14 protein-coding genes are annotated in these 20,289 nt (G+C 54.7%); all 14 read right to left on the bottom strand.

The annotated features are described in order from the left end of the window. Positions 1–20: 20 nt before the first annotated feature. Positions 21–1,622 (bottom strand): type VI secretion system protein TssA, encoded by a 1,602-nt coding sequence (gene tssA, locus V5P19_RS00905; protein ID WP_334399236.1) that lies wholly within the window; start codon positions 1,620–1,622, stop codon positions 21–23. Continuing rightward, the gene (locus tag V5P19_RS00900; RefSeq protein WP_334399234.1) at positions 1,622–5,095 is read right to left on the bottom strand and encodes an ImcF-related family protein; all 3,474 of its coding nucleotides are present in this window, start codon (positions 5,093–5,095) and stop codon (positions 1,622–1,624) included. Before V5P19_RS00900 ends, tssA begins: the two co-directional genes overlap by 1 nt. Then, entirely contained in the window at positions 5,082–6,209 is a 1,128-nt protein-coding gene (locus tag V5P19_RS00895) for a hypothetical protein (protein ID WP_334399232.1), read from the bottom strand. Before V5P19_RS00895 ends, V5P19_RS00900 begins: the two co-directional genes overlap by 14 nt. A gap of 5 nt (positions 6,210–6,214) precedes the next feature. Further along, on the bottom strand, positions 6,215–6,472 hold the full coding sequence (locus V5P19_RS00890) for a PAAR domain-containing protein (protein ID WP_334399230.1): 258 nt from the start codon (positions 6,470–6,472) through the stop codon (positions 6,215–6,217). Positions 6,473–6,515: 43 nt separating this feature from the next. Beyond that, positions 6,516–8,924: a DUF2235 domain-containing protein gene (locus V5P19_RS00885; RefSeq protein WP_334399228.1), complete on the bottom strand. Its 2,409-nt coding sequence runs from the start codon at positions 8,922–8,924 to the stop codon at positions 6,516–6,518. After that, the gene (locus V5P19_RS00880) at positions 8,912–9,442 is read right to left on the bottom strand and encodes a DUF3304 domain-containing protein (protein ID WP_334399226.1); all 531 of its coding nucleotides are present in this window, start codon (positions 9,440–9,442) and stop codon (positions 8,912–8,914) included. Before V5P19_RS00880 ends, V5P19_RS00885 begins: the two co-directional genes overlap by 13 nt. 77 nt (positions 9,443–9,519) lie before the next feature. Then, on the bottom strand, positions 9,520–10,050 hold the full coding sequence (locus V5P19_RS00875) for a DUF3304 domain-containing protein (RefSeq protein WP_334399224.1): 531 nt from the start codon (positions 10,048–10,050) through the stop codon (positions 9,520–9,522). 24 nt (positions 10,051–10,074) lie between these two features. Beyond that, entirely contained in the window at positions 10,075–10,851 is a 777-nt protein-coding gene (locus V5P19_RS00870) for a DUF4123 domain-containing protein (RefSeq protein ID WP_334399222.1), read from the bottom strand. 3 nt (positions 10,852–10,854) lie between these two features. Then, entirely contained in the window at positions 10,855–13,233 is a 2,379-nt protein-coding gene (locus V5P19_RS00865) for a type VI secretion system tip protein VgrG (protein WP_334399220.1), read from the bottom strand. Then, positions 13,230–15,884 (bottom strand): type VI secretion system ATPase TssH, encoded by a 2,655-nt coding sequence (gene tssH, locus V5P19_RS00860; RefSeq protein WP_334399219.1) that lies wholly within the window; start codon positions 15,882–15,884, stop codon positions 13,230–13,232. Before tssH ends, V5P19_RS00865 begins: the two co-directional genes overlap by 4 nt. Before the next feature lie 173 nt (positions 15,885–16,057). Continuing rightward, positions 16,058–16,549 (bottom strand): type VI secretion system effector Hcp, encoded by a 492-nt coding sequence (hcp, locus tag V5P19_RS00855; protein WP_050862713.1) that lies wholly within the window; start codon positions 16,547–16,549, stop codon positions 16,058–16,060. 4 nt (positions 16,550–16,553) lie between these two features. Next, the gene (locus V5P19_RS00850) at positions 16,554–18,266 is read right to left on the bottom strand and encodes an OmpA family protein (RefSeq protein WP_334399215.1); all 1,713 of its coding nucleotides are present in this window, start codon (positions 18,264–18,266) and stop codon (positions 16,554–16,556) included. Beyond that, a complete protein-coding gene (tssL, locus tag V5P19_RS00845; RefSeq protein ID WP_334399213.1) occupies positions 18,263–18,952 on the bottom strand; it encodes a type VI secretion system protein TssL, short form in 690 nt (229 codons plus the stop codon). The genes V5P19_RS00850 and tssL overlap by 4 nt, the downstream gene beginning before the upstream one ends. Continuing rightward, positions 18,949–20,289 (bottom strand): type VI secretion system baseplate subunit TssK, encoded by a 1,341-nt coding sequence (gene tssK / locus V5P19_RS00840; RefSeq protein ID WP_334399211.1) that lies wholly within the window; start codon positions 20,287–20,289, stop codon positions 18,949–18,951. Before tssK ends, tssL begins: the two co-directional genes overlap by 4 nt.

Below are 20,289 nucleotides of genomic sequence, written 5' to 3'. Positions count from 1 at the left end.
TAAAGGTATGCCAGCCATTATTACCCGCAAAGCACCGCACTGCTGGCCGGATCGAGCGCAATCAGACCAGACAGAAGCGAATCCATCTCTGGCTGTAACCGCGATTTATCGGTTTCACTGCGTGTGGCTTTCATGCGTAGCAGCCTGAGCCGGCGCGATTTGACCTCAAATAACAGTGCTGGCGTCCACTGCGTGAGAGTGATGGACTGTGCAGCCCCATCGAGCTCACCCAGCAGATGCAGGGCAAGCTCATTCTTACCTTTCTGCTCGGCCACGCGGGCCATCAGCAGGCGCAGCAGCCATTTGTCTTTTATGGCGTCGGTGCCCGGACGTGTCTGCAGCCAGTGGAGTGTGGCGTCCAGACCGTCAGTGTCCGCTTTCTCCAGCGCTTCCGGCTCGAGAGCCAGGATATCGTTATCTGTTTCACCGGCGGCACTGACCGGCTCATCCCGCCAGCCGGACATATCGTCCAGTACGTTCTGATTTATCCAGTTCAGCGTGACCTCATCGGCAAACGGCGTACCGTCATTAAAGGCCAGGGTTTCAAGCCCCGTGAGACGGCGCAGCAATCCTTTCAGGTCGGCGGCGATGATATCAGCCAGCACATCCTGCCCTGACTTCACCAGGGCCTGGTGGGTGTACCACTGTAGGTCCAGCCAGAGGTGATTGGCGCCACGCGAGAAAGTGCTGTCTGCCTGCTCCAGAATCTCCAGCCAGCTCTGCTGCAGGTACAGGCGTTTGAGCATGGCCCGCTGGTCAGCCCGCGGCGGTTCGATGCGCGTTTTTCCTTCGGCATCCGGGGCCGGAATAGCACTCAGCGTGTCATGACGCAGGCTTTTCATCAGCCGATGTGCGGCAAGCCAGCCATCGGGTTGCTCACGAAGATATCCGGTCAGTGTACGGGCCTGAGCCAGTAAATCCTGGCCGGAGGTAATGCGATTCAGAACCGGCGCGTCTGACTCTGCCGTATGCGTGGCGCTCTGTGACTGTGCCTTATTACCGGCGTTCTGCGGCACCACAGCATCCACGCCGCCAGCCTTCATCAGGCGGGATTCCAGCGCGCTGTACAGAGCATTCAGTTCTGGGCGTGACGCTTCCGGCTCTGACTCCAGACTGTCGTGGATGAGCAGCAGCGCACCGGCAGTGCGCAATGCATCGTCGCGTACCACTTCCGGCCAGAGTGACAGGCTGTCCAGCACACGGGAGCCTGCGAGCCACTCCAGGGCCGGTTTACGGCTCCGCTCACGCTGAGGATGAAGCTGCGTTCCATAGCGCTGTAGCAATCCGGCCAGCAGTTCAAGCCCTTCGGCAAAGCCGGTCTCCCCGTCCTGATGCAGACGCGCCCAGCAGTAATAGGTGGCAATCCGGATATCTTTGGCCGTGGTGGTCAGCAGTTTTTCGGCAAGCGTGCAAATCAGCCCGGTATCGATGCCGGAAAGCTTATTGACCTCTTCGCGGATACGCTGAAAATCATCGTCATAGCCGGGGTCTTCTCCGGTCGGACTGGCGTCACTTACCGGAGCAAGCCAGGACTGCCAGTTTTCCGCGCGTGTCTGCGCCTCTTGTCGCAGCTGGGTGCCGTCAGCCTGACAGGCCGCGACCAGATTCTGCAGTGTGCTCATTATTCGACTCCATCCATGTCACTGTTTCCCGTGTTAGCCATCAGCGCCTGTGCCGTGGCCGCGCTGTCGACACTGAATATCTGATCCGGCAGCGTGAATCCGCGCAGATCCAGCAGCACCAGCGGACCTTTTCCGAGTTGTGAGCGCAATACCCACTGCAGGGTTCGACCGTCCGGGGCTGCGAAGCTCATCACCCACTGGCTGCGGTCAAGCTGCTGGCGTTTGCCCTGGTCCAGCCAGCGAATAAAGCCCCAGGTCCCGCTGTAGTCCCCGAACAGGCGCGCCCCGGCATTAACCGTGGTCCAGGTCAGCATCGTCCCCGGCTTGTAAGTCTCTCCCGGCCAGCGGAAACTCTGCCAGTCAGCCATCTGATTGAAATAGTGCAAAGGCTGGCCATCAATGGTCAGCTGTGTTTCCACCACCTGCGGTACAGGGCGAGCCTGCAGCTCAAAGCTGATGCCCTGGCTGCCATCGGTGAACAGAATGTCTGACAGCTGGCTCAGCTGATTAATCGCCCGCAGGAAAGCCGGGTTAAAGCTCAGCCCCTGGCTGTTGACCTTATCCGGTACCCACTGGCTGCCCTCTTTATGCAGTACCCCGCTGAGCTCGGTCGTCATGAAGCGCTCAACACGACCGCTGTCCTTACGCACAAATTCAGCCAGCATTGGCAGGGAGGCATCACTTTTACTCGCCGCAAACGGGAAGCGCCCGTCAAAGGCTGTGTGCCAGTTCGCCACCACCGAACGGCTCCATTTGTCATTCAGGCTCGCCGCCGACGGCTGAAGCACGGTCTCCCAGGCCTGGGTCAGCGGTTGCACAAACATCGTGCTGCCAAAACCGCTCCACTCTTCGCCAAGGCTTGCGGAAATGAGGCTGCCATATTGCTGGGTGTCGGTCAGGTCCACGCTTTTTCCCTGGAATACGGTCTGCGCCAGGGTCTGCATCATTTCCTGCGGGTCAGAGGCGTTGGCTACCTGCTGCAGGCGCAGACGCACGCGGGTGATGCGGGTCAGATACGTTTGCAGGCTCAGCGAGCTGTCAGCCGACATGACGTTGCTGCCTGTGTTTTTGCCCAGAAGCTGAAGCAACGGGCCAAAGGTATCATCCAGCGGCCCCTGCGGGCCTGAAGCAGACTGATCAATAACGGGCTTGTCTTTTCCACCCACCAGGTCTTTAGCCGATTTGATGATGGAATCCGAAAGCCCCTCGCTTTGCTGGCCGGTCTGCCCCTGCCAGGCGATGGTATTCATCAGGGCTATCAGTGGCGACTGACGGACATCACTCATCAGCGTCAGCTGGTCGGTCACATCAGCAATGTTGTTTGCCGGATTAAGTCGCAGGCTGTTGAGGAAGCTCAGCCAGCTGCCGGCAAAGTCGGTGAAGTAACGTTGCGTCAGACGCGCTTTCAGGGCTTCCGGCGACAGGTCTGAGGACACCGCCTTACGGGAGTCACTCAGCACCCAGTCAATTTCATCCCGGCGGGAATTTGCGGCCTTTTCGATAGCCTGCTGAATGCCCCCTTCCCACGCCTGGCGGGTAAACATACCCGGTACCACTTCCTCGGTGGTGAACAGTCGCCGCTCATCGGTACCGCTGGTCATGTCTTCCAGAGACACATCGGCGAAGTTACGACGCACGGATTTGAGCATGTTCTCATACAGAGTGCTTTCAGCGTTACGCCGCCCGATTTGCTGCAACAATACCTGACGGCTTTGGCTCACCAGCTGCGCATCCGGCGTGATTTTCCACTGTGGCTGTTTTGGCAGTTCGGAAATGTAGAAGGCCCACAAATCCGGTGACAGGCTTTGCCACAGGCCGGTTGAAATGCCCATCCGCGTCGGCTGCACGGCTTTCATGGTCTGAGCGTAATACGCGCCATCGGCTTTATCCGGACGGGTCATCATCAGCCAGGCCTTCAGCTGGTCATAGCCCGGCTTCGCCAGCTGTGCCCGCTGGTCGCTGCCGGGAGCGGAGCCAGCCAGCACGCTGAGCTTCTGCGTCAGGGCGGCATTTGCCGGGTCGCGGATCAGGCGATTGTTCGCCACGCCGTACCAGGGCAGCATCGCGTCGAGCAGCTGCTGATTATGGTCCAGACCGAAGCGCTGATACCATGGCGCGCCTTCCTGAATACGGTGCTGCAGGCGGCCTGCGTCATTACGCAGGGTATGCAGAGCCGTCAGCTGATAATCCGATACGGAGGGATGCTCCACCAGAGCATGCGCCTGCTCAGCAACAGACACTATCTGCTGGCGGTTGACCGCAAACGACAGCAGCGTCCCCGCCCCCCAGACACCGATAATGGCCATCAACGTCCAGGCCAGCGTCTGTTCCCACGCCATACCGACACGGCGGCCACGCACGCGGGTACAGTCATCCACAATGCCCTGCCAGGTTACCGGCAGGGTCAGCGCATGGCGTTGTGATTCCGGGATATATTTCTCAGCCCCGGCAGAGTCAGCACCTGCTGCTCCCTCTGACATCTCAGCAGATTTATTCTCCGGCAGGCTGAACATCATTCCCCGCAGCGGAACACGCTGCTGAGAGACAGAGAGCCATGGCGCCAGTTGCTGAGCCCAGCGGGCGATAGCGCCGTCTTTGAGGTGCTGGCCCAGGCGCAGCAGGAAGTCGTGGCTGTTGTTCTCGGCGACCTGACTCACCCCCTGCGCCCGCAATTTCGGCAGCATCAGTTCAAGCTGGCGGGTAATATCGTCAGGCCTGGCACGCAGTGGGAAACTGGCCCCTACCGGCTGCTCAGTGCGTTTAGCTTGCGACCAGGTGCTGTCACACAGTCTCCACAGCCAGACCGGGGCGGAATAACGGATCAGTTCACTGATTTTTTCCAGTCCGCGTAAATCGTTGTCGCTGATTTGTGGGGTCAGATTAAGCGACTGCGGCATGACACGTACAATACCGTCCAGTGGACGACCGCGGCGCAGTTTACGCAGCGCGGCGTATTTTTCCTTATCGGGCTCAGCAGTCAAACTGCCGCCGTAAATCAGAACGGTACGGTTACCTTCAAGCCACTGGTTTTCCTGCAGGCCAGGTATCAGTTGTTCGATTGCCGCATCGTCGCCCGTGACCAGCAGCAGACGAACCTTGTGACGCCAGAAGAAGGTGTAGCGTTTACGTAGTGTTGCGTCAATATCCCGGGTGAGTGTCAGGCGGTTTACTTTATTCTTCTTTCGGGTCTCTTTTTGTTGCGTGATTGCCGTTGTTCGTTTAACCCGACTGATGATCCAAAAATGAACGGCAAGGAAAACCAGCGCGATCACACAGGAAAGCGTGACCCAGAGGAGGCTGCACACAAGCAAGATTGGAGAAATAACTGACCATTCTGTCGAACGGTCTCCGGCAATAAACCAGTACGCAAATCCCCCCAGCATGATCACCAGAGTCACTGCCACGATAATAAGCAGTACAGTGATCCCGGCAGAAATCTCCTGTGTCTGATTTTTGTCTTTATCTGTTTCCATGTGGTTTTACGATCCCAAGAGCTAAGGTATGAAGGGGGTCTGACGCTATCCAGCCGCAAGGTTTTGTTTCATTCTTAGCGGTAATTGCAGCGAGCGATATCACAACCAGCGCATCAAGTTTTCCAGGCTCTCCCCAATAGTCATCCTGGATATTGTGGGTCACATTCCAGCCACAGGCTGCAAGTTGAGGTTGCTCCGGGTGTGAGAAGAGAATGCACCGCTCAGGTGACTCATTAAGTTCACTTTGCTTTTCGGCTCGCGAGGTTACGTGCTGCAGGGACTCACTATCAGAAGGCTCAAAAATTTCACCACGGGATAATGTGACATCCCCCTGGCTTCCGGCCAGCCACAGCACTGCGCATTCACCAGCAGGACGAGAAAAGTCAGAAGTGGGAGATAAGGACTGGCAACCGGCAATCAAATAATTAGCCTGCTGTTCGTCGCTAGCAAACACATTAGCCAGTAAGGATAATGTTTTCTCCCCTTGCCATATCTCAGGTAACTCAGGAGGTTTAATCTCGGGAAAACTCTCGATCAGCTGAACCACAAAGGCTTGCCAGGCTTCAAAACTCCCCTGCCAGAAATATTTTTCAGGAGAAGCTAATGATTCCTTACCTCGCTGCCTTTTCCATTGCAATACCAGCATCTGAGCCAGTTGTTTTTCACGTTCAATAAGATCAGAAGAGAAACTTCTGGAAATACGCAATGATTTCCCCTGGGATCCCTGCCTGATTGATGGAGCTTGATGCTCTCGCTTGATCACACGTAGCCAGTCAGAAAGTTCAGCGCCTGCGGGGCCAATCAAGACAATATCTTTCAGGGCAAACTGACGCTGATGTATTTCCCACCAATGCCTGCGCTCATTTTCTGCTTCGCGTTCCCAGGTATGTGAATGATGAACTGAAAGGCGAAAGAAAATCGTGCGTACAAACCAGATAAGGCCGCCGAGCAGTACCATTGCAACCATGCAGGTCAGAATGATACTGGTATTTGCGCCTGATTTTCTCACCATTGCCGTGATGATACCGGAAAGCAACACCAGAGCGGCTCCTGTTCCCAGCCAGCGTTTTGCAACCGGTGGCTTAGCAATACGATAGCGGGGGAATGTAGGCATCGCCCTCACTGCGTAACCCGGCAATCGGGGTTTGAACTCACCAGCGTACAACCACAGGCGCAGCGATGACCATGTAATGCTGCAGGTTGACCGTCAACTTTTGTCAGAGAACTGCCTTCAGCAATGGTTGTCATCCCATGCTTATTACATTTCACAGCATCACCTTTCACTGCAATACCTTTACCAAAATAAAGATAGTGGCCGCTAATAACTGAACCACCATACTCCTTAAGCGTATCACCCTGCCTGATAATATGTTTCATCAACATTCCTTACTTGAATTAACCAGGATAGAACAATTAGCCATCACCATATTTTGAGAATATCAGCTTTGGTTTCAGCCAGTTTTGCATTATCCACAACTTTACGCGTCTGACTGCCTGCTGCTGCAATACCATTTGTCATTGCAGGTTGAATATTAGAGTCTACATTAACGATTTGTGGATCACCTGATGATGCTGGCGTAATCGAAATCATTTGCTTAATCCTGGAGGAAATGTCATCAGAAAGTCTGTTTATAGTTTCTGTATTATCGAAAATGAGGCTGGCCCCTTTTATGGAGAACTTAAGCTGACCTTCAACAAAACGGCCATATTTAGCAATAAATGAGACATTCTTACTCATTAATTCACCAAAATAAATCATCCGATAAAGGAAGTAGCTTCCCCAGGGTTCTCTGTCACCAAAGGTTGCCTGCATAAACCAAGCGCGTGAGTCGTGGACCTGCTCGTCAAATAATGAACTGACCAGACCGCCTGGTGATTCAGCCGAATTATCAATGGAGTCCTTAGGAAACAGTTTGCTAAATTTACTGTCACCTGAACTTTTGATGTGATCATACTCAACAGCAGATTCATTCTCACTGAAAGCATACATGACATTGGATAATTGCTGAGTCGCCGTATATTTCCAGTTTCCCGTGACAGGGCGTGGCTTAGACTGATAATCGGCATTGAATTCTTCCGCTGCCTGTCTTAGCTGAACCTGAGCGATAGCTGGGTCAAAATCTTTTGGACCGGGAGGAAACGCTATATATTCTCCTCTTTTACGTGATGCTATCAGCCTCTGTCTCTCACCATCGACTCTTTTTTGCTTCTCTGCGCGTGTAGCTTCTGATACAGCAAATGTTGTAGGATCGCTGTCTTTATTCCCACCGTTTGCAGCAGAATCTTTATAAAAACCTTGTGATTTATAAGCGCCATTTGCATAACGGCCAATACGCCAGGCAGTAATCCAGCCAATTTGGTTTTCCAATGCCGTTATAACATTTGAGCTTCCTCGAATAGGGTTATATTGTAACGCACCATTCGAGTCATCTGCATCGCTTGGCGATAAATTAAGAGTAAGTTTCCGCCATGCATTAAATCGAGATATCAAGATAGGTGATACTGCAAACTCTCGTAATTGTTCTGCATTCATTGTTCTCCATAGATCTTTCTGTAAATCAATTGGCAACGATTCTCGCCCTACTTTTAAAGGAGCACCTCCATAAAATGCAGAAGCATACATATCATGCAAAGCTATTTGTGATAACAAATTACCATCATTATCACCAACTGCTTTACCTTGATCTCCTGGTGGATATCCACCACCAATATCGGAATGCATTCCAGGATAAACGACTTCAGTAGCATACCCGGGATAAGTTCCATCACTGCGACAGATTGAATCCAGCGGGAAGCAAAGCCTCTGTTCATGAGAAGACACCAGGTGGGTACATTTCTTGATCAGCCCATTATCCGGTAATTCCATGGAATCGTCAGCCCACCCCATATGCCCTTCAGCAAATGGCGCAATATTTGCGACACCAACAGATGCTACAGTATCAAGCAGACCAAGAAACTCGATATTGAGTGGGATTTTTACCCCACCAGAAACCAGACAGAGCTCAGGCTTTCCTGCCTTTTTTCCGGCACCAGGTAAGAGCTCAGATAACCAGTTCACAAAAGCCCTTGCACTCGCTGCCCCACGAGAAAAGCCATAAACATAAAGCTTAATGCCTAACAGTTTTGGTTTGCCGGGCTCTGGCTGCATAATTGCTTGCTTCAGTTTCGGAGCAAGATCGGACGCATTTAATAATCTATTAAACTCAATTTTGCGTTTGTATGGACCCGCGGCACCGAGATCTTCTAATCGTGATGTCATTGTTTTAACAACAGCATTACTCTCAGCATCGGAGATTTCAGTTAAACCGGATGTTCTCCTTAATGCATCAATAATCCGCAACAATCCCCAGTTTACACGCTCTTCACCGTAGGTGGCAAAAGCCAGGCCAGGCATACTGTAATCGAGGTCATTAACTTCAGGAAAAGGAGTTCCAACACCCGGGATATAATATTTAAAATATTTGTTATTAGAAGTTCCCGCTAAATCAACTAACTCTTCAGAATGTCCCTGAACCCCACCGGCATAACCCTGTCCGATAGTTGCACGAAACAAACGAGCAATATTTGTTGGGTGGGCAGTTTCTGACAGATACAAATCATTATTAAGGTTATTTCCTGTTCCATCAAAAAAGAGGCTGATATGTAAAGTCTTGCAGCATGGAGGCTCAACAAGCTTTCCAGCCGCCTGACACAGTTCATTTCGATATGCCAGTTCATGGCTGTCTTGTTGTTTACAGTTTTGACCAACGGCTGCTGACTCCGTTGGTAAACGGCCTTCCTTTGGGAAATATGGAGGATACCATGCTAAATCGGGGTTTATTTTGGACATACTTTTGGCTCCTCCATTCTGATAGGATCTTTAATGGGGTAATTAGGATTTCCGTAGTCGTAACAGCTGGTAGTGACTTTAACTATATCGCATGGAAGAAAGTGTATTTTTATGCCACAGGTCTTTTGACCTGTATAATCAGGAACAGGAACTATTAGACTATGCTCTCTATTTAACGATTTCTTCTTTTTATACCACGTCAAATATTTTTCATCGTCACCAAAACCAGGAAAACCATCCATATCACCAACACCGGTTTCCCAGTCGATTTTAACGGTCATTCCCGGTTCCCATTTTGGAGGCACACCAAAGTAACCTGCTCCACCACCTCCTTGCCATGGGCCAATAATATCAACTCCCGATTGCCCATTGACACTAAAGTGGTTGATGGCCCAGTGGGTATGATTAATGGCTTCAATGGTTCCACCACCACCGCTGACCGAGTCAGCTTCAGCAGGCTGATTACAGCCCGCCAGTAGAAGCACCGCGACAGCCAGGGATAAAAAAGAAAATTTCATTCAACGCTCCTTCGCCAGGATGCTGACAAAAGCACCCTCTCTGTTTATCTCAAAGTATGATCAAGGATATGCCAGGGTCACTTCGGACAGACTTTTGGCTCCTCCATTCTGATAGGATCTTTAATCGGGTAATTAGGATTGCCGTAATCGTAACAGCTGGTAGTGACTTTGATTTGGTCACAGGGAAAAAAGTGGATTTTTATTCCACAGGTTTTTTGGTCTGTATAATCAGGGATGGGAACAATAGCGCTGTGTTCTTTATGGCTGGCTTTTATTTTTTTTTCCCACTCAAGATACTCATCCCAATGATCGTACCCAGGAAAACCATCCGTTGATGCTTCTCCTGTCTCCCATTCAATTTTTACAGTCATTCCCGGTACCCATTTGGGAGGCACACCAAAGTAACCTGCTCCTCCACCTCCTTGCCATGGGCCAATAATATCAACTCCCGATTGCCCATTGACACTAAAGTGGTTGATGGCCCAGTGGGTATGATTAATGGCTTCAATGGTTCCACCACCACCGCTGACCGAGTCAGCTTCAGCAGGCTGATTACAGCCCGCCAGTAGAAGCACCGCGACAGCCAGGGATAAAAAAGAAAATTTCATTCAACGCTCCTTGTGAGGAATCGATCAGGCAGCAGAACTATTTGAAATAATCTGCGCCATAACCCAGGCACTGCGTTTATCTTCAAAAAGAATTCGCTGCTCTGTCGCAGACAGCATAGCCTCATAACAGGCTGTAAATTCAGTTTGTCGGTTAGCCAATAGTCCTTCCGGTATTTTTTCATAGCTCAGAAATTGCCTCGCATCACTGACACACATTAGTTTTTCAAACTGTCTATCAGTAAATCCAATTTGTCCTACCGACTCGTCAGATTCGGGGGTGTCGCCACTCCCTAATTGAATAGAGGGCTGATTATCACAATCCAGCCAGGTCCAGAATAAAACAGGTTTCAGAAGTTGTTTTTGCTGCTCATCATCAAGAATGTGGCTGAACAGGAAAGGAAAAATACGAGTATCCCAGAATCGAAAAATCCCCTCCCGGCCCTCATGTTGCGCATTAGCACAATCCCTGAGCCAAACAGCAAGCTGTTCAAACGACCAGCAAGAACCGCATATCAGCAGGGGAGCCGATTCAACCATTTCTGCCGCAAGGTTGTGCAACCACTGAGCATGCTCAGCATCTGAAAGATTCACCCGAACCAGTACAGGAGCATCTTCAGGATAAATATCCTCAGGTAGCCCATGATAAAGCGACTGCCACATCATAGGGTTACTGAAAGTAGTGAGTGCGGGAAGGATAGAGAAATCAACAGCGCACTGATCGATAATCACATCAATATGGTCCAGTTCTGCACGCTGGCAGGTTGTTCTAATTTTGTCCATCCACGGAGAAACGAAATCCATTTTTTACATCTCCCTTGGAACAAAACCTTGAGCAATTTCTTGCGCTCGTTTCAGACAATCTTTGCAGACCGAAGAGGGTAGTTCAGGCAACGGGAAATCCTGGCTCGCAGGCCCTTCCATGTTGTGCTGCCCTTTAAGGCTTAACAGGCCAGGGCCATGAACCTTAATTTCTCCCTCAGGTGTCAACTGGATGTAAGCACCACCACATGCAATAGTGATCCCGTTCTTTGCAGTAAGTTGCAGGTGACCCTGGGTTGACTGAACCGTAACGTCTTTCAGTGACGTAAGGGAGAGTGTGTCTGCGTGTGATTCTACTTCAAGTGGTCCTTTCGCCGAGACCAAGCGTATTCCTTCCTGCTGTGAAAGTAGGGAAATAGCTTTACTGGCATTTACAGAGTGGCGCTGCGCAGTTGCAATATTGACCTCTCCCTGGCTTTGCAGGTAAAGACCTTTACCACTGTGTATTAGCGCAGTATCAGGGGTAACGGCAGCAATCCCTTTGGGGGCAGCCATCAATAAAGCCGCTTCCTTCAGGTTGTCTGCACCATTAACAAATTCTCTGAGTGAATCCGCGTCCGGTGAAAAGTTATGGTGAGTCTGGGTAATACTGCCCCATTCAGTTATCTGATTCAGTGCGCCTTTCAGCAGACTGATTGTTGGCTCCATCTCCAACACTTTGCCCTGTGCTTTCGTCTGACCATCAGCGCTGATAAACATCCCTTTCCGCGCACGGATGGTCCCCCAACTGTCGGTTCTGAGCTCAAAACCCTCGCCGCGCTTCTGTTTTTCGCTGTCGACGAGATGGCCGAGGTTCAGCTGGCTTTTGCCGCCGTACTCCGTACTGACCTTGATATGCTCTTTTCCGCGCTCATCATCGAGGCGGATTTTGTTGTTCGCAGGCGTGCGCAGGACGTTACGTTTGTAGTTTCGGATAGTGACATGGTCACCGTGGGCTGAATCGTGCAGCACGCCGGAGATATACGGCCTGTCGGGGTTGCCGTCCTCAAAGCCAATCGCCACTTCGGTGCCCGCCAGCAGCGGCAGGTGCAGGCCGTAAGTGTCCCCCGCATACGGGCGGGACTGACGCACCCACAGGCTCTCGAACCCGGTCTCCCAGTTATCACGGTCAAACAGCATGTTGATGCGATAGCGGCCGTCTTTATCGATGTGGCCGTAGGTATCGTTCTCGGTGGTGCTCGTAACACGTGCCGGCAATGTGCCGGCCATCACCGGACGGGAGCCAGGCTCAGGGCGGAAACTAAAATCAGTGCTGTCCGGGATGCCGTCGAAGTTGACGCCAAAGTCTTCATCACGGCGTGCATGGCTGTGCATAGCCGTGACGACCACGCCCTGAGCAAACACGTCGGCCACTTCGTACCCGCCGGTGACTTTCAGCACCTGACCCGGAGAGAGAGTCGGGCAACTGGTGATGGCATGTGTCTGCGTCTGGCCATTCAGGTAGCGCTCATGACGAATGCGGGCATAAAAGGCCCCGGACTCCGGGGCCGGATTGCGGTCGTAGGTGCTACCCGCTGTCAGATAGTTATCCGCATAATGATAGGCATCACCGTAGGTGGTGGCATCCCCGCGGGTCGCATCAACCTGGGTGTTCATGTCATCCGTGGCCTGACGGTAGTTGTAATCACAGGTGCTCACCTGCTTCTGAACCACGTTATGATGGCTCTCCATGCCCCAGACCGAGTCTACCCCTTCCGAATGCTGCCCTGATAGCGGAACCGATGGCAGGGTCAGGCCTTTTTCATACCCCTGCTGACCGTCGTAAAACTCCACGACGTCGATGTTCAGGCGCGTGTCGGTGGTAAAGCGGAACCAGATACCCACCTCACCCAGCAGGCGGGTAATAAAGTGCAGGTCATCCTCACCGTACTGCATCACCTGCTCACGACGCGGGTACTCTTTTGAGAGTGAGAACAGAAAATCCTGACCGCGCATGTTGTGACGCTCGCGCAGAATTTTTTCCACGATTTGTGGGACCGACATGTCCTGATAAATGGCGTTCTGGTGCGAACGGTCGAGCAGTGCGAGGCGTGACTGGAGCGTCAGGGCATAATGGGTTTCATCTTTTGAGGTGTTGAGACGTTCAAAGCCGCTCACCACACCCTGAAGGGTTCGCACGGCCTGCTGCATTTTGATGCCGTAACCCTGGTCAACCGGGGCCTGCAGCGTCAGGGAAGCCGCTTTCATCAGCATCGTTTCTTTACTGATGGCATGGTCAGCGCTTGTGAATTCAATACGGTAACTGAACGGCGTGCTCAGGGCTTCATCGCCTTCAAACGCCAGTACATCGAGTTCTGCTTCACATCCCTTCACCGACAACTGGTGATGATTGTGGCTGAATCTGATCGGGGGATTACTGCTCATGCGTGCACTCCTTGTGTACGGTCAAACTCCAGCCCGATGCCCTCTTCCTCACTCCAGCTAAGGCATAGCGACTGTGGTTTCTGTTTCGCAGCCATGTGGGTCAGCAACTGCTGACTCAGCACCGGCAGAATTTGTTGATTGAGCAGGCTGTCGACGTTGCGTGCCCCGGTGTCCGGCAGCAGACAGGCGGCGGTCAGCGCGTCATACAGGCTCTCATCAATCTGCGTGGTCAGACCGTAGTGGCGGTTCAGGCGCTTGCTGACTTGTTCGAGTTTCATCTCCACGATGGTACGCATGGCCGCTTCGGCCAGCGGGCGGTAAATCACGGTCTGGAAGCGGGCCAGCAGCGCAGGCTGGAAGTGTTCGCGCAATATCGGGCGCAGCAGGTCGTGCAGGTCGCCTTCGGTCGCTTCCGGCTGTTCATCCAGCAGTTGCATCAGGTGGTCACTACCGAGGTTGGAGGTCATCAGGATAACGGTATTGCGGAAGTCGATTTCGCGCCCTTCACCGTCGCGCATAAAGCCGCGGTCGAAGACCTGATAAAACAGATTCATGACGTCGCGGTGCGCTTTCTCCACTTCATCGAGCAGCACCACACTGTACGGACGCTTGCGCACCGCTTCGGTGAGAATGCCGCCCTGACCGTAACCGACATAGCCCGGCGGTGAGCCTTTCAGCTGTGAAACGGTGTGCGGCTCCTGGTACTCGGAAAGGTTGATGGTAATCAGAGATTTTTCCCCGCCGTACAGCACGTCCGCCAGCGCCAGCGCGGTTTCGGTCTTACCGACGCCGCTCGGGCCGACCAGCAGGAACACACCCTGCGGGCCGTTCTCAGAGGTTAGCCCGGTTTTGGAGGCACGCAGACGCTGGGCGATAGCCTCAAGCGCCACATCCTGACCGACGACACGCTGGCCGATTTCATTTTCCAGAGTCAGCAGCTCAGTCTGTTCGTCTTTCATCAGGGAAGAGAGCGGCACGCCGGTCCAGTCGGCAATCACGTTGGCAACCGTGCGGGTGTCCACATCCACCTGAACCAGCACGTCGCCCTGTTGTGCCTGTTCGAGCTGCTGCTGCAGGTCGGAAATCTCCGCCTGCTGGCTGATGTCCTGGCGGCTGGCCATCAGCTGCTGCGCCAGCGCCTTTTCAGTGCTGAAACGCGATTCCTGCTCCGCAATGCGCGCTTCCAGTTCAGTCCGCTGCTGCTCAATGGCACCCAGGCGGTCACCATGGCGGTTGCTGCCGGCGGCGATATCTTCCAGCAGCGCCTGTTCTTCCAGTTCCAGCGCGGTCAGCTGTGCTTTCAGGCGTACAATGGCTTCCGGCACGGTATCAAGACTCATGCGCACGCGCGCGGCGGCGGTATCCAGCAAATCAACAGCCTTGTCCGGCAGCTGGCGGCCGGTCAGGTAGCGACGGGACAGCGTAACCGCGGCACGGACCGCATCGTCGGTGATGTGCACGTTATGGTGTTCGGCATAGCGCGATTTCAGGCCACGCAGCATCAGGCACGCGGTGTCATCGTCCGGCTCGTCGACCTTCACCATCTGGAAGCGGCGTTCCAGCGCGGCATCGCGCTCGAAGTACTGTTTGTACTCGCTCCAGGTGGTCGCAGCAATGGTGCGCAGTTCGCCACGTGCCAGAGCGGGTTTCAGCAGGTTAGCGGCGTCCGCACCGCCCGCCTGGTTACCTGCACCGATAATGGTGTGGGCTTCGTCGATAAACAGCAAAATCGGTACCGGTGACTGCTGCACGGCATCGATAACGTTTTTCAGGCGCTGTTCGAACTCGCCTTTCACACCTGCGCCCGCCTGCAACAGGCCGAGGTCAAGGGTACGCAGGATGACCGGCTTGAGCGATTCAGGGACGTTGCCCTCTGCTATACGCAGCGCCAGGCCTTCAACCAGCGCGGTTTTACCGACGCCTGGTTCACCGACCAGGATCGGGTTGTTCTTACGACGGCGCGAGAGGATATCGACCATCTGGCGGATCTCAGTGTCACGCCCGAATACCGGGTCGATTTTGCCCTCTTTCGCTTTGGCGGTGACGTCGAGGGTGAATTTATCCAGCGCATTTTGCAGCGCCGGGTTGAGTTCGCCCTCTTTCAGCTCTGCACCAACCGGGCGGCCGACAAACTCCACTTCACCACAATGGCTCTGCGCCAGTCCCGCTTCCTGCTGCACGTCCGGACGTTCGTCCGACTGTGCGTCGAGCAGAGGACGCAGACGCTCCAGCTGGTTCTGGCCCAGCGTCAGCAGCGGCCACAGGCCGTCGCAGCGGACCAGTTTCTGTTTGTCAACCAGCGCCATCAGCAGATGGATGCTGCGTATTTGTTCCTCACCGTTAAGAGAAGCAATCAGCCAGGCTTCCTGCATAAGCGTCTGAATGGCGTCAGACAGCTGCGGACGTTGACGTACTGAACGCGGTTGATTATCCAGCCAGCCCAGCAAATCCTGCCAGATGGCGTCCATGTCCCACTCGTAGCGGCGGGCCAGCACCGTCAGGTCGCCCTCGCCCTGCTCCAGCAGTTTCAGCAGCCAGTGCTCCGGCAAAATTTCCGCATGGGCGCGGGTCTGGCAGAGCGAAGCTGCCCCTTCCATCGCACGGGCACAGTAAGGGTTCAGACGTCGCAGCAGGATGGCTGGATTTTCCATGAATCTCTCTCTTTGTCGGTTCCTGGACACGCTACCGCCCATCGCTGTTTTCCGTGAAGGGGACCAAAGCGCATATGGTCAGGCTGGCAGTTTGTGGGTTTCTTTGCTGAAAGCCCGTTTCATACAGGCACTCAGCAAAAAACTGCGGACAGGAAACCCCGTCCGCATCGGGCTTACGCGGTGGCGCGTTCGTTCCAGGAATCGGAATGAATAATGTTGCCGTCCTTGTAGGTCCAGGTGATTTTTTCGTAACGCAGCTCAATGCGCTCAAGGTGGTTGTGCTTCTCTTTAGAAGGATCCTTGATGTCATACATTTCAGGATTTACTTTCACCACTTTGACGTTTTCCAGTCTGGTGTTGAAGTACTCAACTTCCTGGCCCGCGTCGTTGATTTTGTACCACCTGAATTCCGCAGACTTGAGGGTCTGACCGGTGGTCACAGCCTTGTACAGGTACGGGCTGGACGAGTCGATTTCCTTGGTGAACAGGAACGGGGTGTGGATACGGGTACCGGTCAGCTTGCCGGTGTTGTTGTCGGTCGGGATGTACAGGTTATGCTCCTGAGCGACCACTTCGATGCTGCCTTCACGATCCTGAACGTCCACAGAACCTTTAATGTCCGCGCCGCCGTCGTCTTTCAGCCAAAGATAAACAGGAATTGCCATGGAATTACTCTCCATTGTGTTGTGATGCGCCATCATCCTGCGATGACGCCTGGGTGTGGCCCGGTATCTGACAGGCACTGGCCTGCGGTACCAGACTGATTTCGACACGGCGGTTGAGCGCGCGCCCATCCGGGGTGTCATTGGTTGCGATCGGACGGCTCTCGCCATAGCCCTGCACCGCAAAACAGCTTTCCGGTACATCACCGGTATCACGCATCCAGTTGCGCACTGCTTCGGCACGCTTGAGTGAAAGCGTCTGGTTCAGTTTTGGATTGCCGGTGTTATCGGTATGCCCGGCGACCACAATCAGCCAGCCCGGCTTCGCTTTGATACCGACCAGGGAGTTGACGAGCATTTTGGTGGAGCCAGCCTTCAGCACGGATTTGCCGGAATCGAACAGCGACATGCTGTCGAGGCGGACAATTTTCGGTACCGGTTTAGGTTTCGGCTGTGGTTTAGGTGGTGGCGGTGGAGGCACATACGAACGGATCGCATCCAGCACAGGCATTCGCAGACGCTCCCCCTGATACAGACCAAGGCCCATACGCGCCGGTACGCCATTGCGCGCCTGATCATCCAGCTCTGCCGCATCGTCACGCAGGACAGCAACGGCATCGGCTTTGGGTCCGAAATCATGCATCGGGATACGGTCATAGCGGGCAATATCGAAGCTCACACGCTGCAGCAGCTGATGATTGTTCCAGCCACTGCTGAGCAGCGCAGCAATGGCCCCCAGTGTGAAAATCCCGAGCGCACAACGGAAGGTTCGCCCACGCGGCGTCAGGCCTCGCCCTTCGGGCAGCAGCGGCAGGATAAAATCCGGGAAGGGGGAGATAACCGTACTGTCCGTTCCTGACGGCTGCCAGCCCGCCACCTGCTGCATCGCAGTGTGACGGGAAAGCCATGCAGTCCAGGCAGATGTGGCCAGACTTCCGGCAAGGATCGGCCCCATTCCCCACAGCACCGCGCCAGGTGCAATCACAGGAACGTCGGGGTTCTCATCCATAAAGACTGCCTGGACGTGCTGATGGAACCAGCTCATCAGACTGTTCAGCAGCACCTGTTGCTGCATCGCAGGCGACCCACCGGTGGTAACCCATGCAGCGATTGAACTCGGCGCTGAAGATTCACGCCAGACCCTCACCCCTTCCCCCGGGATAGCCGCCTGCCAGAGAAGAGCATTCGTCATCGTGCTACCAAACTGGCCATTCAGAACCAGCGGCACGGAATGCCCGGTTTCTTTACGCAACTGGCTGATTTGCCATCGCAGGGCCAGCAGACGGCTGGTAAGCGCTTCGCTTTCGGCGTGTTTCTGCGGACAGACGCTGACCATCACCGACAGCTGGCGACCCCAGTCAGGTCGCAACCACAGTACCTGCCGGACGACCTGTTCCAGATCCTGATGATCCTCCACACGGATCCAGCAACCCTGCATGACCGTAAGCACCGGTGACTGCTGTGGCCAGGCCAGCGGCAGATCGCCACAGACCAGCACCACGGGCTGACGGTAAGTGGCTTCAGGGAGGTCATCCAGACGCAGGGTGACCTCATGCTCCGCACGACGACTGGCGACATACAAGAACGCCAGGATAAGCCCCAGCATCGCCAACAGAACAAGCACAGAAACCAGTCGGGATACCGGCAGGAAGCCCAGGCAGATCACTGCACTCAGCAGGGAGGCCCACAGCGCAAGCCCGCGCTGTTGTGCAGGACTCATTTGACGGCTCCCGGCAGCAAGGTCAGCAGTGTCTGATCCAGCCAGTGGCTCAGTCCCCACCACAGCGCAGCAACCACCACCACGCTCAGGCCAATTCGCACGGGCCATGACGCCAGACAGCCGCCCATTCCACGCCCGGTACGACTTTCAGCCAGGACAGGATGGGTTTGTGGATAACTGAACGGCGTGACATGTTCACTGAGCGCGTTGACGAGTTTCTGGCGCTCCGGAGCGTTCAGCGAGCGGAAACTGCCGAGGAACCCCAGCATCATGACCCGCTGGAAGCAGGTCACGACAGCATGATCAGGCGCAGGTTCACGCAGCACATCGCGCATCCGATCGCACAGCGTATCACCGGCATCCATGGTGCCGAGGAAGTGTCCCTGCAGGGGAATGTCATACCACTGCACGCAGGCATCATCCTCCACACCGCGACCTTTGACAGCTTCATCAAGCAGCGCACATTGTGCTTTGAGAATATGCTGACAGCTGGCTTCATCGAGTTCGCTCGCTTTCAGCTCACGCTGTACACGTTCGACATCAGCAATGCAGCGCTCCCACAACGTGCGCCCTTCTCCATCCTGAAATTTCGGACCGTGACGGAGGCTTATCACCTGCAGCCAGGTGTCGTGCAGCAGGGCATCAATATCAATGGACGCGGCCGGGCCGCGTTTGCGCTCACTCATGTTCTCAGTACCGCAAAGAGTTCAAGTTCAGGCTCGCCGAGCATGCCCGGAACGTAAAACATACAGGTCCCACCCTGGAGCATTTCGGTGGCCAGAGGATGAGAGACATCGAGGCTGAAATACTGGTTTTCCAGACGCAGTGGAATGGCGGCCGGCACATGACGCAGCGGCGTCAGCGGCACACCCACCCGTGAAGAATTGACGATACTCCTGACATGATCCGGACTGCCGACCTTGCACTGGCGCGGGAACTGTTCCTGCAGCTGTGCCACCGGCATCGGTGAACGCACGGAGAGGTAGTAATCCGCCCCTTCGCGCAGGCGTGGGTCATGCAGACGGGCCTGCCAGAAGTGAAGTCGGGCATCGTGCTCAAGCTCAATCGCCACCACCCGCGACGGCAGGCTGGCTTCCAGCAGGTCGCCCAGCAAATCAAACAGCGGCGGGAAGACGTCATTCAACTGCTCATGCTGCCAGACAGGAATGGCGCTAACCTGGTGCTCCAGCGAGAAGGTCAGCAGGCTGCCCGCAAGGCGTGCCAGCTCAGGGTACAGACGCTCCGGCGGACTTTGCGGGTGACGCAGAAACTGTCCGAGCACAGGTTCTGCACTGTTCAGGGCATTGAGCAGCCAGAACAGAGACACATCAGCCACGGCAAAATCGGCCATGCGCTCGTTGCTTTCACGACGCATGTCCATCAGGCGGCTCAGACGGGCACGCAGTTGCGTCATCAGCTGTTCCAGCTGGGTCACCAGCCAGCGGCTGCCCTGCAGAGCCAGCAGTGGCGGAAGAAAGGTTTCATCGAGTGCCCAGCTCCCCTGTGAATCCTGCTGCAGACGGGCAACCGGACAGGTCAGATAATCGCTGTTGTTCTGATGGGCGAAACGCAGCGTCAACTCTGGCTGCATCACCGCAATCTGACGGGTATCGTCCCCAAAGGTGTTGCGGACATCCCGCCAGCGCTGGCGATAACGCACAGGGCGCTCGGCCACCTCATCGGGTTTAAGGCAGTTGCCGCCATTCGCCCGCAGCAGCGGCAGCGCCAGAACCACCACCACTTCCTGTGATTCGCCCTCAAGCGCCAGCACCGGCGGCAGGGAATCGGCATTATCCGTGTCGATAAGCGAGCCATCGGGGAAACGGATGTGCAGATGGCGGGCCTGCAGGCGGCCCAGCTTCAGTGCATCCGGTTCGAAAGTGGCATCAATCATCCCCCAGGGATGGGAGAGGCCCAGTCGGGCGATGCATTCCGCAGACCAGGCCGCATACGCGGCCTGTTGCTGGAAGTGCTGGGGAGAGACCATCTGGCCCCTGCCCCATAACGGTTGTTCCGTTTTCAT

The organism is Enterobacter sp. UNJFSC 003, from assembly GCF_036903355.1.
Taxonomy (GTDB): domain Bacteria; phylum Pseudomonadota; class Gammaproteobacteria; order Enterobacterales; family Enterobacteriaceae; genus Enterobacter.
Note: the sequence above shows the minus strand (reverse complement) of the source record. Positions and strands in the feature narration are given on the sequence as shown.